This window comes from Flavobacterium sp. (genome assembly GCF_021151785.1).
Taxonomy (GTDB): domain Bacteria; phylum Bacteroidota; class Bacteroidia; order Flavobacteriales; family Flavobacteriaceae; genus Flavobacterium.
This window is the reverse complement of the sequence record NZ_JAGKWP010000049.1, coordinates 1-16,298: the sequence shown is the minus strand read 5'-3', so window position 1 is coordinate 16,298 and position 16,298 is coordinate 1. Positions and strand designations below refer to the sequence as shown.

Annotated in this window: 14 protein-coding genes; 12 read left to right on the top strand and 2 right to left on the bottom strand. The window is 31.8% G+C overall.

Annotated elements, in window-relative coordinates; translation table 11 throughout:
- Nucleotides 1–111 precede the first annotated feature (111 nt).
- The 3 genes from QZ824_RS06780 to QZ824_RS06770 are packed head-to-tail and all read left to right on the top strand — an operon-like array spanning nt 112 to nt 2,264.
- Nucleotides 112–579 (top strand): lipocalin family protein, encoded by a 468-nt coding sequence (locus QZ824_RS06780; protein ID WP_291275264.1) that lies wholly within the window; start codon nt 112–114, stop codon nt 577–579.
- Nucleotides 580–590: 11 nt separating this feature from the next.
- Complete coding sequence (locus QZ824_RS06775) at nt 591–1,286, top strand: OmpA family protein (protein WP_291275263.1); 696 nt, start codon at nt 591–593, stop codon at nt 1,284–1,286.
- Nucleotides 1,287–1,322: 36 nt separating this feature from the next.
- Nucleotides 1,323–2,264 (top strand): ABC transporter ATP-binding protein, encoded by a 942-nt coding sequence (locus QZ824_RS06770; RefSeq protein WP_291275262.1) that lies wholly within the window; start codon nt 1,323–1,325, stop codon nt 2,262–2,264.
- A gap of 15 nt (nt 2,265–2,279) precedes the next feature.
- On the opposite strand, the gene QZ824_RS06765 is transcribed toward QZ824_RS06770, so the two are convergent.
- Nucleotides 2,280–4,691, bottom strand: coding sequence for a prolyl oligopeptidase family serine peptidase (locus QZ824_RS06765; RefSeq protein WP_291275261.1), 2,412 nt, complete (start codon nt 4,689–4,691; stop codon nt 2,280–2,282).
- A 250-nt stretch (nt 4,692–4,941) separates the two neighbouring features.
- On the opposite strand from QZ824_RS06765, the gene QZ824_RS06760 reads away from it, so the two are divergent.
- Together QZ824_RS06760 and QZ824_RS06755 are read left to right on the top strand one after the other, a co-directional pair.
- A complete protein-coding gene (locus QZ824_RS06760; RefSeq protein ID WP_291275260.1) occupies nt 4,942–5,949 on the top strand; it encodes a beta-ketoacyl-ACP synthase III in 1,008 nt (335 codons plus the stop codon).
- 3 nt (nt 5,950–5,952) lie between these two features.
- The gene (locus tag QZ824_RS06755; protein ID WP_291275259.1) at nt 5,953–6,399 is read left to right on the top strand and encodes a DinB family protein; all 447 of its coding nucleotides are present in this window, start codon (nt 5,953–5,955) and stop codon (nt 6,397–6,399) included.
- 52 nt (nt 6,400–6,451) lie between these two features.
- Here the strand turns inward: QZ824_RS06755 and QZ824_RS06750 are convergent, their stop codons facing one another.
- Nucleotides 6,452–8,839 carry an outer membrane beta-barrel family protein gene (locus QZ824_RS06750; RefSeq protein WP_291275258.1) on the bottom strand — a complete coding sequence of 796 codons (2,388 nt, stop codon included), beginning with the start codon at nt 8,837–8,839 and terminating at the stop codon, nt 6,452–6,454.
- A 130-nt stretch (nt 8,840–8,969) separates the two neighbouring features.
- Between QZ824_RS06750 and argS the strand changes: the two genes are divergently transcribed.
- The 7 genes from argS to QZ824_RS06715 all read left to right on the top strand — a co-directional run bounded on the left by argS (nt 8,970) and on the right by QZ824_RS06715 (nt 16,280).
- Nucleotides 8,970–10,751 (top strand): arginine--tRNA ligase, encoded by a 1,782-nt coding sequence (argS, locus tag QZ824_RS06745; protein ID WP_291275257.1) that lies wholly within the window; start codon nt 8,970–8,972, stop codon nt 10,749–10,751.
- A gap of 57 nt (nt 10,752–10,808) precedes the next feature.
- Nucleotides 10,809–12,272, top strand: a complete 1,464-nt coding sequence (locus tag QZ824_RS06740) for a hypothetical protein (protein WP_291275256.1) — start codon at nt 10,809–10,811, stop codon at nt 12,270–12,272.
- Nucleotides 12,265–13,743 (top strand): GDSL-type esterase/lipase family protein, encoded by a 1,479-nt coding sequence (locus QZ824_RS06735; protein ID WP_291275255.1) that lies wholly within the window; start codon nt 12,265–12,267, stop codon nt 13,741–13,743. The genes QZ824_RS06740 and QZ824_RS06735 overlap by 8 nt, the downstream gene beginning before the upstream one ends.
- A complete protein-coding gene (locus tag QZ824_RS06730) occupies nt 13,744–15,429 on the top strand; it encodes an MBOAT family O-acyltransferase (protein ID WP_291275254.1) in 1,686 nt (561 codons plus the stop codon).
- A 151-nt stretch (nt 15,430–15,580) separates the two neighbouring features.
- A complete protein-coding gene (locus QZ824_RS06725) occupies nt 15,581–15,781 on the top strand; it encodes a hypothetical protein (protein ID WP_291275253.1) in 201 nt (66 codons plus the stop codon).
- On the top strand, nt 15,778–16,074 hold the full coding sequence (gene trxA, locus QZ824_RS06720) for a thioredoxin (RefSeq protein WP_014389119.1): 297 nt from the start codon (nt 15,778–15,780) through the stop codon (nt 16,072–16,074). Before QZ824_RS06725 ends, trxA begins: the two co-directional genes overlap by 4 nt.
- Nucleotides 16,074–16,280, top strand: a complete 207-nt coding sequence (locus QZ824_RS06715) for a DUF6132 family protein (protein ID WP_366844314.1) — start codon at nt 16,074–16,076, stop codon at nt 16,278–16,280. Before trxA ends, QZ824_RS06715 begins: the two co-directional genes overlap by 1 nt.
- Nucleotides 16,281–16,298: the final 18 nt, after the last annotated feature.

The following is a 16,298-nucleotide window of genomic DNA, read 5'->3' as shown; positions in this document are numbered from 1 at the left end:
CTTTTACATGTGACAAAATGTCGGATTTTAAATTTTGTAACAGATTCTTTTTATTGTGTAAATGATTTTCAGTAAACATTTGGTAATTTTGTAGAAGTAAATTGTTTAATCATGAAGAAAATTATTTTTTTAATTTTGGTAACTACCTTTTTAGTGGGTTGTAAATCCAATCCAGCAACAAAATTGGATATGAAATCAGAAATAGCCTTAAAAGGAAATTGGACTGTAACTAAGGTGTTTTATCCTGGTTCAGATTATATAAAGGTAACTTCTTTTGATATTGCAGATTCACAGTGTTTTGTTGGCAGTCAATGGAAATTTGTATCTAATAATAATACTGGAGAAATGAAGCTTAATAATAGTAGTTGTACTTCTTTTGATAGTAAAATTACTTGGTTTATCAACAAAGAAGGAAATGTGGTTATGAAATTCTTAAGTGAGGGAATTAAAGCAAAACATACTGTGAGTGGATATGTTTTAAAAGTTGCGAATAGTACAGCAAATAGTTTTCAACTTATTGATGAAATAAATGTGGGTAATAAACCAACCGAAGTAGTATATCAATTTTCACGAATGTAAAAAGAGCCGATATGAAAGTAAATAAAGGAACATTAGGAACTGTAATTTTAGCTTCTACTATATTGATTTCAAGTTGTGAAGCAGTTAAGAATACAAACAGAACGCAAAGAGGAGCAGCTATTGGTGCGGTTTCAGGAGCGGTTATTGGTGGTGTTTTAGGTAATAATATTGGTAAAGGCGGTAAAGGTGCTTTAGGAGCAGTGATTGGTGGAGTAGTTGGTGGAGTAGCAGGAGGCCTAATTGGTAATAAAATGGATAAACAAGCTCGTCAAATTCAGGAACAACTTCCTGGCGCTAAAGTAGAACGTGTGGGTGAGGGAATCAAATTAGTTTTGGGAGAAAATGCAGTAAAATTTGAATTTAACAAAGCTACGTTAACTTCAGCAGCTAAACTTAATTTAGATAAATTAGTCCCTGTTTTTAAAGAATATGCCGATACAGATATAAAAATATATGGCTATACTGACAGTGTAGGTTCTGATGAATATAATATGAATTTGTCTGAACAAAGAGCTAATTCAGTAAAAATATACCTTGCTAGTAAGGGGCTTGTTGCTTCACGTTTTCAAATTGTCGGTATGGGGGAGTTAGATCCTATTGCTTCTAATGATACTGATGCGGGGAGAAGTGAAAATAGACGTGTAGAATTTGCTATTGTGGCGAATCAAAAGATGATTGATGATGCCCAAAGAGAAGCAGGTAGATAATTGCTTTTTTAAAAAATAGCATTAAAAAATAGATAAATGCTCCAAGTAAAGATAAATGCGTTTTCTTATTTAGATAAAAAAAACCTTGAAGATATTGATTTTTCAATTCGGGAAGGAACAAACTTAGCCTTAATAGGTGAAAGTGGATGTGGTAAAAGTACTTTGTTGAAAATCATTTATGGTTTATTTGATTGTGATGAGGGAGTATTATTTTGGAAAGAGAATCAAATTTTAGGTCCAAAATATCATTTAGTACCAGGCATGCCATTCATGAAATATTTGGCTCAAGATTTTGATTTGATGCCTTTTATTACTGTTGGTGAAAATGTGGGTAAGTTTTTGTCAAATTTTTATCCAGAAGAAAAACAACGACGTATAGATGAACTATTAGAACTAGTTGAAATGTCGGAATATAAGCAGGTCAAAGCAAAATTCTTAAGTGGCGGTCAAATGCAACGTGTCGCTTTAGCCCGAGTTTTAGCTCAAGAGCCCGAAGTTTTATTGCTAGATGAGCCATTTAGTCATATTGATAATTTCAGAAAAAATACACTTAGAAGAAAGATATTTAAGTACTTAAAAGAGAAAAGTATTACTACTATTATTGCAACGCATGATGTGAATGATGTGTTGTCTTTTTCTGATGAGGTAGTAGTTTTAAAGCAAGGCAAGATTATTGATTCAGGTACTACTATTCAAATTTATCAAAGGCCTAAGCATATCTACACTGCATCACTTTTTGGAGACGTAAATGAAGTTAAAGGTTGTTATCTTAATGCATCTTCAAAAACATTAATTGTATATCCAAATCAGTTGGAAGTAGTAGATTTGTCTTCTTTTTTAGTAGAGGTGAAAGCAGCTTACTTTAAAGGCGCTTATTTTTTAAATGAAGCTATTTATGAAGAAGGTGTTGCTTTTTTTGAGTCCGAGTTGAATTGGACAGGTCAAAAAGTTTATTTAGAATACAAAAAGCCCTTATAAAATAAGGGCTTTTTATTAATTTTTAAGATATTTATCTAAGAATTGTTCTTGTTCCCACAATAAATGTAAGATGTTGTCTTTAGCAGCATATCCGTGACTCTCTTTTGGTAATAAAACTAACCTAACAGGTGCCCCTAGTCCTTTTAATGCTTGGAAGTAGCGTTCTGATTGTAATGTAAAAGTTCCTGGATTATTATCTGCATCACCATGAACTAGTAACAAAGGTGTTTTCATTTTGTCAGCATTCATAAAAGGAGACATTTCATTATATATTGCAGGAATATCCCAATAATTTCTTTGTTCACTCTGGAAACCAAATGGTGTTAACGTTCTGTTGTAAGCACCACTTCTAGCAATTCCACAAGCAAATAATTTAGAATGAGTTAATAAGTTAGCGGTCATAAAAGCACCATAGGAATGTCCTCCAATGCCAACTTTATTTCTATTGATGTAACCCAATTGATCAACTGCATTGATGGCTGCCTCGGCATTGTCAACCAACTGTGAGATGAAAGTGTCATTTGGCTCAGTTTTTCCTTCTCCAATAATGGGGAATGAGGCATCATCTAAAACGGCATAACCTTTAGTTACCCAATATACAAAAGAGCCATAATTTGGAAATGTAAATTCATTGGGATTTTTATTTACCTGACCTGCCGAATTTTTATCTTTGAATTCTTCAGGATATGCCCAAATTAATAAAGGAAGCTTTTCTTTCTTGGTTGTTTTGTCATATCCTGAAGGCAGATAGAGTGTTCCAGATAATTCCACACCATCTTTCCTTTTATATTTGATAACTTCTTTATATACGTTTTTGATACTTTCAAATGGGTTTGTAAACGAAGTAATAGGAATTAATTTGTTTTTAGATTTAATATTGCGTATATAGTAATTAGGGTATTCATTTTTTGATTGAATCATTACTAAAACATCTCCTTTTTTTAAATCTTCAATAGAAATTAAATCTTCTTTTTTGTCCTTATAAGTGGAGGTATAGATTTTTTTATTTTCAAATGTTTTTAAATTGAATTCAGTAATAAAAGGGAATTGTCCTTGTTTAGTAAATCCATCGCCAATTAAGTAGCCTTTGTCATTTTCAATGGCTAAAACGAATCTATTGAATTGGTTTTTTCTGGTTTCAAAATTCCCCGGATCGGAATAAATGTCTTGCGAATTTCTATCAAAGATAATTTGAGGCGCTTGATTAGGATTTGAAGGGTTAATTAAATACGTTTTCGCATTTCTTGTGTCGTACCAACTATCATAAACAATAGCATAGTTTTCATTACCCCAAGTCATTCCGCTAAAACGTTGTTTGGTTTTCAAAAGAGAAACAGGACTTTGGTTAAAAGGGGCTTGCCATGTATAAACTTCATCTCTAAATTCTACTTGTTTAGCTTGATCACCACCGTCTAATGCTTCAACAAAAAATAATGTAGCAGCTACATCAGGTCTCCACGCCATATTTCTTTTTCCAGCTCTTACAGAAGAAAAACCTTTAGGCATAATTTCTGTTAAAGGAACTTCATTCACTACTTTTATTTCTTTACCATTTAAATCATACACAATTGATTTTTGTGGAAAACGACTCATTGGTACAATGTAAGAATATGGTTTTTGGATAGTGGTTAACATAATATAGTTTCCATCTGGGGAAAAGCTTTCACCCGCATAAATAGCAGCACTTTTAAAAAGTTTTTTCTCCCCTGAGGTAGTTATTAAATACAATTCAGAAGTGGTAATGATATCAAAATTGGTCTCATCAGTTTTGTTTTTCAATAAATCTTGATAAGTTCTGTTTTGAGATTTAGAGCCATCACTAGTAGAAACAGTTGGTCCCGTAGGTAAATCTTTTTTAGTGTCAATTAAAGCAGGTCTATTTTTAGGTAATACTTTTATTAAAAGTTCATTGTTATTATGCCAAGTGTATGGACTACCCAAATTAGCATTTAAATTGTCCTCTGTAATTTTTCGAGCGATTTGATTTGGAACATCAATTATCCACAATTCTACTCCTTTTGTAGTTGTATTTGTAAATGCAATTTTGTTCTCGTTTGGAGACCAACTCACATTTGTAATTTTGGCATTTTCAGGAATTCCTTTTACTTGCAATTCGTTTTTATCACTAATTTTTCTGATTTTCAAATTATTAATATAAGTAACGGTACTAGAAATATTAGTTATAGGATTAATTCTCAAACCACCAAGTCGTAATTCTTCTTGATTAAGATCATCTAATGTTTTGTAAGTATTACGATAAGTTAATAGCATGTATTCTTTTTTGTTATCCATGCTTACTGATGGTGCTCTTTGGTAATCAGCTAAATCTAAAATAGATTTTGATGGTTTTTGAAACGTTACATTTTCTTGGGCAATAGACCAATTCAAACTGACTATCGTTGCAAGGGCAAGGAACTTTAGCTTCATATTTTTATGTTTAATGGTTGAGTTTATTATATTATTATAAAATTAGTGTGTTCTCAAAATGCTTTGTTACAAAATTTCGTTAAAATTTAACCTTTTGAAAGATAGAAGTAGCTAAGAGATATATAGTTAGAGTTATAGTGAACATTACAAAAATAGAATGTCTAATGACAAGAAGTATTTATTTGTAAAGACGAGTTAGTTTACAAAAGATAAAAAATAGTAAATTTGCCCACTATTTAAATTTCAATTTATGTATCATTCAAAAATAACGGGTTTAGGTTATTACGTGCCTGAAAATGTAGTAACTAATGATGATTTGTCTAAAATAATGGACACTAATGATGAGTGGATTCAAGAACGAACAGGTATTAAAGAAAGACGTCATGTAAGTAATGCAGACGATACAACCACTTCTATGGGAGTTAAAGCAGCAAGAATGGCTATTGAACGTTCTGGCTTAACTACAGAAGATATCGATTTTGTTGTTTTTGCCACGTTAAGTCCTGATTATTATTTTCCAGGACCAGGAGTTATGGTACAAAGAGATTTAGGACTAAAAACGGTTGGTGCTTTAGATATCAGAAATCAATGTTCTGGTTTTGTTTATGGCCTTTCGGTAGCTGATCAATTTATAAAAACAGGAATGTATAAGAATGTTTTAGTCATTGGTTCAGAAGTGCATTCAAGAGGATTGGACATGACTACTAGAGGTCGTGGGGTTTCTGTTATTTTTGGAGACGGAGCAGGAGCAGCTGTGCTTTCAAGAACAGAGGATACTACAAAAGGTATTTTGTCTACTCATTTGCATGCAGAAGGGCAACATGCAGAAGAGTTATCTTTAATTGCACCTGGAATGGGAAAACGTTGGGTTACCGATATTATTAAAGATAACGACCCTAATGATGAAAGTTATTATCCACACATGAATGGTCAATTTGTGTTTAAAAATGCAGTGGTACGTTTTAGTGAAGTAATTATGGAAGGTTTACAAACTAATAATTTAAAGGTTTCAGACATCAATATGTTGATTCCGCATCAGGCCAATTTGAGAATTTCTCAATTCATTCAGCAGAAATTTAAGTTGACAGATGATCAAGTGTATAACAATATACAAAAATATGGTAATACAACAGCAGCTTCTATTCCTATTGCGTTAACAGAGGCGTGGGAACAAGGGAAAATTAAAGAAGGCGATTTGGTTGTTTTAGCAGCTTTTGGCTCTGGATTTACTTGGGGAAGTGCTATAATTCGTTGGTAAACTATGAATGACTTTTTTCTAGATAAATTTCAATATACTTTTGATAAAAATCATGAAATGATTGCTTATCTCATTCAAAATGAATCAAAGTTAAATGATAAAATCCGGGTTTTGATTTCTCATACTTTAAATGCTCATGAAATTTGGATGACTAGAATTTTGAAAATTACAACCCAATATGGAGTATGGCAATTGCACAATTATGCTAGCTTGATTAATATAAATAAAGAAAATTTTTATTTAACTAAAAGAATTTTAGAGGAGAAAGATTTGAATGAGCGTGTAAATTATGTTACTTCTTCTGGAGAATCGTTTTCAAATGTATTGAATGAAATTTTATTTCATGTTGTCAATCATTCTTCTTATCATCGAGCTCAAATTAATTCGGAATTAAAAAATATAGGATTACAACCTTTAATAACGGATTATGTTTTTTATAAAAGACAATAAAAAAAGCGTTCAGATTTTTTCTGAACGCTTTTTTTAATAAATATTTTAATGATTAAAACATTCCACCGCCACCTTGAGTTTCTTGTTTGTCTCTTTGTTTTCTTTGCAGTTCACGGTTTTTTCCACCACCAAAGTTATAGTTAAATCCTAAATAGAATGTTCTGCTTTCCCAGTGGAATTCACCCACACTGCGGTAAGGAATATTTCCTTCAAAAGCGAAGTGCATCATGTTGAAAACGTCGTTTAAACGCGCTGAAATTGTTCCTTTTCCTTGTAATACTGAATAGTTGGCTCCTAAATCCATTTTATACATTGCTTTTCTTGCAAATTGTAAACTTAGGTCTCTACCTCTGTACATACCGAATAAATTGAATTTCAAATTCTTAGTTGCAGAAAACGTGTTGTTTAAACGAGTGTTAAATGTAGTTACATCTACTTCAGCATTTTCCATTAAACCAGTGTCTAAATTAGAAACGGTTCCTCTGACTGTTTTAAAATAAATATCAGCACTAGCATTTGTTGACCACCATTTAGTTAACTTTAAATTAGCATTAATTTCAGCTCCCATAGATCGGTTATTCTTAAAATTACTAAATGACATAATGTAAAAGTTGGTATCGTTAGGGTCTGTAAAAGTAACTCTTGAAATCTCATCCTGAATTAATCTATAAAATACAGCTGATGTAATAGAACCAATTTTAGTAATTCTAGTGTAATTCAATTCAAATGAATTGGTAAATTGAGGCTCTAATGCAGGATTTCCTCTTGATTCCATGTTTACAGTTCTCCATTCTCTAATTGGATTAATCTGACCATTACTTGGACGATCCACCCTTCTTGTGTAATTAATATTAAACGTGTTGTTGTCGTTAGGTTTATAAGACAAATAAGCAGATGGGTAAATTGTAAAAATTTCATCAGTAATAGTTGCATCAGAATTTAAACTTGCATCGGTCGATTCTTTTTTAGGATGAGCATACAAGTTATACAACTCTGCTCTAGCACCAACCTGAGCACTGAATTTTCCAAATGATTTACTATAATTAGCATATAACGCATGTATATTTCTATTGTAGTCAAATTTATTTGTTGTGGTTGCTGTTGCTTGAAAATCGTTGAAAAGATTTTTCCCACCTTGTAAACGAGTTTCATATCCTACTTCTAATTTTGCCGATTCTGAAAGTGGATTCACATAATCAATATTAAATTGTGAATACGTGGATTTTCCAGAAATATCATTTAAACTATAAATGTTGTTGTTTAAAAAATTAGAGATATCATCATTATCTGTTATTGAATGATTAATTTGGAAATCAATAGTCTCTCCTTTTTTAGCAAAATTGTGTTTATAGGCTAAATCATAAGTTTGAGTTGTATTACCACTATTATTCCAATTGTCTTGAACTGCATCTGCTAAAGTTAAATAATCAGAAATAGTTCTAGATTTTCCTTTACCATCAAAGAAATTCCAGTTCGTAAAAAAAGATAAGGTATTGTTGTCGTTTATGTAATAGTCAGCACCTATTTTTAATAAATGAGAAGTATTAACATTCGAAAATTTAAAATCTTGTGAATTTTCAAAACCAACACGCTCACTGTCTACAAATCCAAAGTTTCTGTTTTTTCCATGGTTGAAGCCATAATTGGTATAAAAATTTACTTTCCCTACTTTGTAATTCAAGTTCAACGATTGATTGGTTTTTGGAGTAACACCAAAAGTAACACCTGAAGTAATAGAACCATTAAAGCCTCCTTTGGTATTTTTATGCAAAATGATGTTAATGATACCACTGTTTCCCTCAGGGTTGTATTTTGCGGATGGATTAGTAATTAACTCCACTTGTTTTATTGAAGCAGATGGAATTTGTTGTAATAATTGAGTTGCATCAATATTTGTTGGTTTACCGTCGATTAAGACACGAACATTTGAATTTCCTCTTAAACTTAATTCCTTCGTTTGAGGGTCAATACTAACAGTTGGAATGTTATTGAAAATTTCAGAGGCAGTTGTTCCTGAAGCAATTAAATCTTTACCTACATTAACTACTTTTCGGTCTGCTTTTTGTTCAATAGTAGAACGCTCTTTTACCACTGTTACGGTCTCGATTTCCTTGGACTCACTAGCAATTGAAATAGTTCCTACATTTACTGAGTTTGAAGTAGATAAATTAACTTCTTGACTATGTTTTTTATAACCTACAAAGTTAACTTCTAAAAGTAAATTTTTATTTGCTAAATTAGAAAACGTAAAACTTCCGTCTTCTTTTGTTGCCGCAGAAGCCACAACTTTGCCGTTTTCCTTCACTAAAACAGTCGAATAACCAATTCCTTCTTTGGATTGACTATCAATAATTTTTCCTGTAATACTTCCGTTCTTTTCCTGAGCTATTAAGCTGGAAATAAAGATAAAAAACGAAAATAAAGTAATTTTGATTTTCATGATTGATGATGATTTTAAATATGCATTTTGTTTTGTTTACAAGCGTTAGTCAACGGTTTATCTTTTTTGTTACAAATTAATTTATCGAATTACTAAAAAACGTATCTTTGCACACCTAAAAAATAACACTATGTCATTACAACAAATTCTTACGGGACAAATTCAAAAAGCGGTCAACGAACTGTTTGCTATTTCTATTGAAAAAGTTGAATTTCAAGCAACAAGAAAAGAGTTTGAAGGAGATATTACTATGGTAGTTTTTCCCTTAGTAAAAGTGTTAAAAGGCAACCCAGTTGAAATAGGAACAAAAATTGGGAATTACTTAGTTGAACAGGTTGTTGAAGTAGAAAAATTCAATGTAGTTGCGGGTTTTTTAAATATCGTAATTTCAGATGCTTTTTATGCAAACTATTTTAATAGTATAAAATCAAATGAAACTTTTGGTTTTGTCAATGCAAATGCAAACGAGAAAGCTGTAATGGTGGAATATTCGTCACCAAACACGAATAAACCTTTGCATTTAGGGCATATCCGCAATAATTTATTGGGTTATTCGGTGGCTGAAATCATAAAAGCATCAGGTAAAAAAGTATATAAAACACAAATCATTAACGATCGTGGAATTCATATTTGTAAATCCATGTTGGCTTGGCAAAAATTTGGAAACGGACAAACTCCTGAAACAACGGGTTTGAAAGGGGATAAGTTGGTTGGAAATTTTTATGTAGAATTTGATAAAGCCTATAAGTCAGAAATTAAGGGATTAATTGCTCAAGGAAAAACGGAAGAGGAAGCTAAAAAACAAGCACCTTTGATGTTAGAAGCCCAAGAAATGCTACGTAAATGGGAGGCGGGTGATGAAGAAGTAGTAACGCTTTGGAAAACGATGAATCAATGGGTGTATGATGGATTTGCGGTTACTTACAAGAATTTAGGGGTTGATTTTGATTCTTACTACTACGAAAGTAATACCTATTTGTTAGGGAAAGATGTAGTGGAAGAAGGATTAGCGAAAGGTGTGTTTTTTAAAAAACCAGACGGCTCTGTTTGGATTGATTTAACAGCTGAAGGGTTGGATGAAAAACTAGTTTTACGTTCAGACGGTACTTCGGTTTACATGACGCAGGATATTGGTACAGCTATTCAACGTGTAAAAGATTTTCCAGATGTTGGAGGAATGGTGTATACGGTAGGAAACGAACAAGATTATCATTTTAAGGTGTTGTTCTTAATTCTTAAAAAATTGGGATTTGATTGGGCACAACATTTATTCCATTTGTCTTATGGTATGGTAGAATTGCCTTCAGGTAAAATGAAATCACGTGAAGGGACAGTGGTTGACGCAGATGATTTAATGCATGAAATGACAACTACGGCTCAATCTATTTCTGAAGAATTAGGTAAATTAGACGGATATTCAGAAGAGGAAAAAGCAGTTCTATACAAAACAATTGGTTTAGGAGCCTTGAAATACTATATGTTAAAAGTAGATCCTAAGAAAACCATGATGTTTAATCCAGAGGAATCTGTTGATTTTAATGGAAATACAGGGCCATTCATTCAATATACTTATGCACGTATTCAATCTATTTTACGTAAAGCAGATTTTGAATATAAAGCGGTTGTTGTTGAGACTATTGACTTACACGAAAAGGAGAAAGAATTAATCAAACAAATACAATTGTTCCCTGAAGTAATTCAGCAAGCTGCCGAAAACCATAGTCCAGCTTTAGTAGCAAATTACACCTATGATTTGGTTAAAGAATTTAATTCTTTTTACCAAAATGTTTCTATTTTAGGGGAAGAAGATGTAAATAAGAAAATATTCCGTGTACAACTGTCTTATTTAGTGGGTAATACTATTAAAAATGCATTTAGTTTATTAGGTATAAATGTGCCAGAGCGAATGTAATTGATTAAGTAATTAACATCTATTTCGAAATTCAATTTTTGGATACAATCAATAATAATGAATAATATAAAATCTTATTTCTTTCAATCTTGGGCCATCGTATTGATTGCTATTGTTTCATTTATTGGATTTAAGTCTTTTTTACCAAAAAAATTATTTCCAGATTCTACTGTTGATGGAAAAAATGTGGTAGTTGATAGTTTATTGTTAGATGCTATTGCAAATGGTGATAAAACGCAAGAAAAAGATACCTTAACTAATACCACAATTAAGTTTAATTCTAATCCCTTGGGAATTCAGTTTCCAGATGAGAAATATGAACAATACAAAGGGTATCAATATTTAATTCCATTTTTTGAAAAATTATATCAGTTGGAAACAAAAAAGCAAGGAAAAGCGCGTATTGCTTACTTTGGTGATTCCATGACGGATGGAGATTTAATTGTACAAGATGTTCGCTCATTATTTCAAGATAAGTTTGGTGGAGAAGGTGTTGGTTTTGTAAATATTACTTCAGAATCAGCTGCTTCACGTGGTTCTATTGTGCATGAGTATTCTCCAAATTGGAAGGCACAATCCTATTTAAAAGTGAAAAGTCCAAGTCGTTCATTTGGTGTTAATGGAGCTGTTTTCTTTGTAAAAGATACCATTAATCCAACATGGGTAAAATATAAAGCATTCAAAACTAGACATGCTACATCTTTAAATAATCCAACGCTATTCTACGGCAAGTCTTCAAAAAAAGGAGCCAAATTAAGATATATTCTTGGAAAAGATACTATTTATAAAGGTTTGAATCCTTCTTCTATTTTGAATGCAACAACAGTAGCAACCACAACAAAAAATCTGAAGTTGAATTTTATTAATTCAGATTCTATTCCTTTTTATGGAATGAATTTTGACGATGGAAAAGGGGTACATGTTGATAATTTTTCATCAAGAGGAAATTCAGGTTTACCATTGAGTAATTTAAATAAAGAGTTAATGAATGCTTTCCAACAAAAGTTGGGTTATGATTTAATAATTCTTCAATTTGGAACTAATGTGTTAAATTACGGTTCGTTGAATTATGGTTGGTACGAGAAAAAAATGAAAAATGTAGTAGCTCATTTGAAAGAATGTTTTCCGGGTGCTGCAATTCTTATCATTTCAACAGCAGATAAATCAACTAAATATGACTTAACCATGAAAACAGACTCTGCAGTGGTTCCATTAGCTTCCGCTCAAAAGAGGTATGCTGTTCAGGCAGAATCGGGTTTTATCAATTTATATACTCTAATGGGAGGTGATGGTTCCATGGTGAAATGGGTGGAAGAAGTACCAGCAAAAGCCAATAAAGATTATACCCATTTTAATCATAGAGGCGCAAAGCAAATTGCAGGTTTAGTTTATAAGCAATTGATAGATGGTTATGAAGAATACAAAGTTTTAAGAGCAATTGCTTCAAAAAAAAGAAAACCTAAGGTTCAAACAGCAAACGATAGCAATGTTCCTGTGATTAAAGATACTATTCATGAATAAATTAGCAGTCATAATTACATTTTTTTGGACTCTATTTGTTCAAGCACAAAGCGATTCTCTTTCTACTTCAGATAGTATTCGTGTGGTGATTGATTCTGTTGCTATTCATCCGGATAGTATTGAAACGCCCTTAGATATTTCCAATTTTGAACCCTATCATAATGTAATTCAAAATGATAAGGCTTTAAAACAAATATTTGAAAAATTATATCAATTGGAACAAACCAAACAAGGAAAAGTTCGAATTGTACATATTGGAGACTCACATATACAAGCCGATTTATTCACTGCTGTTATGCGTTTGCGTTTCCAACAAGTGTTTGGTAATGGTGGTTTTGGATTTACTTTTCCTTACAGTTTAGCAAATACAAATAACAGTGCGCCCCTACGTTTTACAGGATCGGGTGGCTTTTCCTCTGCTCGTAATTTATTCGCTGATGTTTCAAGACCGGTTGGTATTAGTGGTATTGCATTAGAACCCAAACAAAAGAATTTTCATATCGATCTTTTAATTAAAGATGCACAATATGATTTTACAGTATTAAAATTAATTTCACCACAAAATCAATCGATATTCCAAGTGTCTTTTGCCAAAAAGGGAAGCAGTGTTCAAGAAAAAGTAGCGGTTAAAACAGCGGTGACTTCTTCGCACAAAGTAAAACCTGGAGAAGTATTAGGAAGTATAGCAAACAAATACAATATTTCCATAAAACAACTTAAACAGGCAAATGGTCTAAAAAGTGATTTTATTAGAGATGGAAAGGTTTTAAAAATTCCAGGAGGTAAATCTAAAGTTTCCTATAAAACAGTAACAAAAAATGTCTATTCTTATGAACCTATAGCTTTAGAAAAATCGGCATTTACAAACAATTATATTTCAAGTCGTCCTTTAGATAAAATTACAATAATTGGGAATGATTCTATTGAGAAATTTGCCTTAAATGGTATTATTTTGGAAAATTCTAATCCAGGGGTGACCTATAGTGGAATTGGAGTAAATGGTGCTAAAGTAGGAGATTATACTAAGTTTCCCTTGTTTTTTGAACAGATTCCAGCTCTTGAAGCCGATTTATTCGTTATTTCATTAGGAACAAATGAAAGTTTTGACAAACAAGAAGGGCAAAATTATTATTATAATTTGAGAAAAATGATCGAAGGAATAAAAGCTAAAGCGCCACAAGCTTCCATTTTAGTTACTACACCTCCTCCTTCTAAATTGCACCGAAAAAGTTACAACAGTTATATTGATAGTTATAGCGAAATAATACAAGAACAAGCTCCATTAGATCAATTTGCAGTTTGGAATTTGTTGGATGTATTTGGAGGAAATAAGAATATTATATTGAATTCTAGAATGGGATTGATGGCAAAAGATAAAGTTCACTATTCAAAATTAGGCTATGAAAAACAAGCCGAATTGTTTTTTGGTGCTTTTATTCAATCCTATGAATTATTTAAATCAGAAAAATAAGTGATAGACGTGTTGCAAGATTGGTTTACAAAAAATATTGGGGTTATTACTCCAGAACAAATAAAAGCTTGGTTTGTTTTTGATGAAAAAGCACCTTTGTTATTTAATACAGGGCTTTTTTTAGGCTTATTTTTGGTATTTTATTTTTGGTACATTTTACTAAGAAAAGCCAATACAGTTCGAATGTTGTATGTGATTGCTTTTTCTTTGTTTTTCTATTATAAATCAAGTGGTATTTATTTTTTATTATTACTCGGCTCATCTATAGTAGACTATAATCTTGGTAATTTGGTTCATCGTACCACCAGTGAAGTCAATAAAAAATTGTGTTTGGCTTTCAGTGTTGTATTGAATTTAGGTTTTCTTGGTTACTTTAAGTACAGTAACTTTCTAGTGGATATTACAAATACGATTTCAGGTACTAAATTTGCATTTTTCGACGTTATTTTACCTGTTGGTATTTCATTTTATACGTTTCAATCCATAAGTTATATTATCGAAGTATATAGAAAAGAAATTGAACCTACTAAAGGTTATATCGATTACTTGTTTTTTGTGTCGTTCTTTCCACAATTAGTAGCCGGACCAATCGTTAGAGCTAAAGATTTTTTACCTCAAATTTACCAAAAGTTACATGTTTCTCAAGAGGATATTAACCGTGCTTTCTTATTGATTATAGGTGGTTTAATAAAGAAGACAGTAATTTCAGATTATATATCTATTAATTTTGTAGACCGTATATTTGATTTGCCAAACAGTTATACGGCATTTGAAAATTTAATGGCTGCGTATGGATATACCATCCAGATTTATTGTGATTTTTCAGGGTATTCCGATATGGCTATTGGGGTAGCATTGTTGCTTGGATTTAAATTGCCTACCAATTTTAGAACGCCTTATCAATCGGCTTCAATCACAGAATTTTGGAGAAGATGGCATATTTCGTTATCTACTTGGTTAAAAGACTTTTTATACATATCAGTAGGAGGAAACAGAAAAGGAACTTTTGCCGGATTTTTATTCCCTGCTTTGTTTTTCTTTGGTGTTATTGTTTGGGGAATTTCATTTTCAAATACGAGTAACATTCCATTAATTTTGGGTGTGGTTTCATTGGTAGTATTTTGTTTAACTTTTCTTTTGTCAAAAGATAGAGAGCGTACCATGTTTACGAATGTCAATTTGATGACTACTATGTTGTTAGGTGGATTATGGCATGGGGCTAGTATCCGATTTATTATTTGGGGTGCTTTACATGGTTTGGCTTTAGCTGTTCATAAAATTATCTTAGAAATTTTCCCAAATAAGGAAGAAAATAAAAAAACTATTTTATCAAGTTTTACTCGAGTTTTATCTATACTTCTTACCTTTCATTTTGTTGCCTTTTGTTGGATTTTCTTTCGTGCGAAAGACTTTGCTACAGCATTGCAAGTGATAGAAAATATCGGAAAATTAACAGTTGATTTTAATCAATGGCTTGTGGTTGCTCAAGGGTATAAAAACGTATTTGCTTTAATGGCTATAGGTTACTTTTGGCATTATATTCCAGAACGAGTAATGGTAGCTGTTCAAAATGTATTTGTAGCCATGCCTTTAATTGCGCGCGCAATTGTTTTAGGCTTGATCTTTTGGCTTGTTTATGCAACGGCTTCCGCGGGTCCACAACCGTTTATTTATTTCCAGTTTTAGTAGTGTAATTTTTGTTACAATTCAAGTCGAATAATTGCGTTACATTTGTTATAGAAATTTTAAGTAATGTAGGCATCACTACACTTAGTTTTAGAATTAAAATCTATGGATTGTTTGTGATGTTTACTATTTAAACGTATTTTTAAAATATATGAAACGATTATTAACGACAAATTGGCATTTTATGCGCTATTTTAGATTAGCAATTGCCTTGTTTTTATTTTATACTGCTTATGAAAGAGGCGAGTGGTTTTTTGCTGCTTTCGGTTTATTTTTTATGTTACAAGCAATTTTTAATATGGGATGCGGTCCGCAAGGGTGTAATGTGCCAACAAAAAAGAATGATGTATGAGTAAATTTGAAGAATTAATTAACGGTGATAAACCCGTTTTGGTCGATTTTTTTGCAACTTGGTGTGGACCATGTAGAATGTTAGGACCAATTTTGGCCGAGGTAAAAGAAGAACTAGGGGAAAAAATCACAATTATTAAAATTGACGTAGATGCCAATCAACAAGCGGCAGCTCAATATCAAGTGAGAAGTGTTCCAACCATGTTGCTATTTAAAAATGGTAAAATGTTGTGGAGACAATCTGGAGTTGTAGCAGCAGATGAACTACTACGTATTTTAAAACCTCATTTATAGTGCAGTTAATTCTAAAATATAAATTAACCTTACTTGGTGTGATACTTGGTGCAGGGGTTGGTTATTGGTATTATTCTAATATAGGTTGTGAATCAGGAACTTGTACCATTACTTCAAAACCTGTTAATAGTACCTTGTATTTTGCGTTAATGGGTGGGTTAGTTTTTAATATTTTTGAAAAAAAACAATCTATTAAAAAAAATTAAATATTTTTACACAGTGAA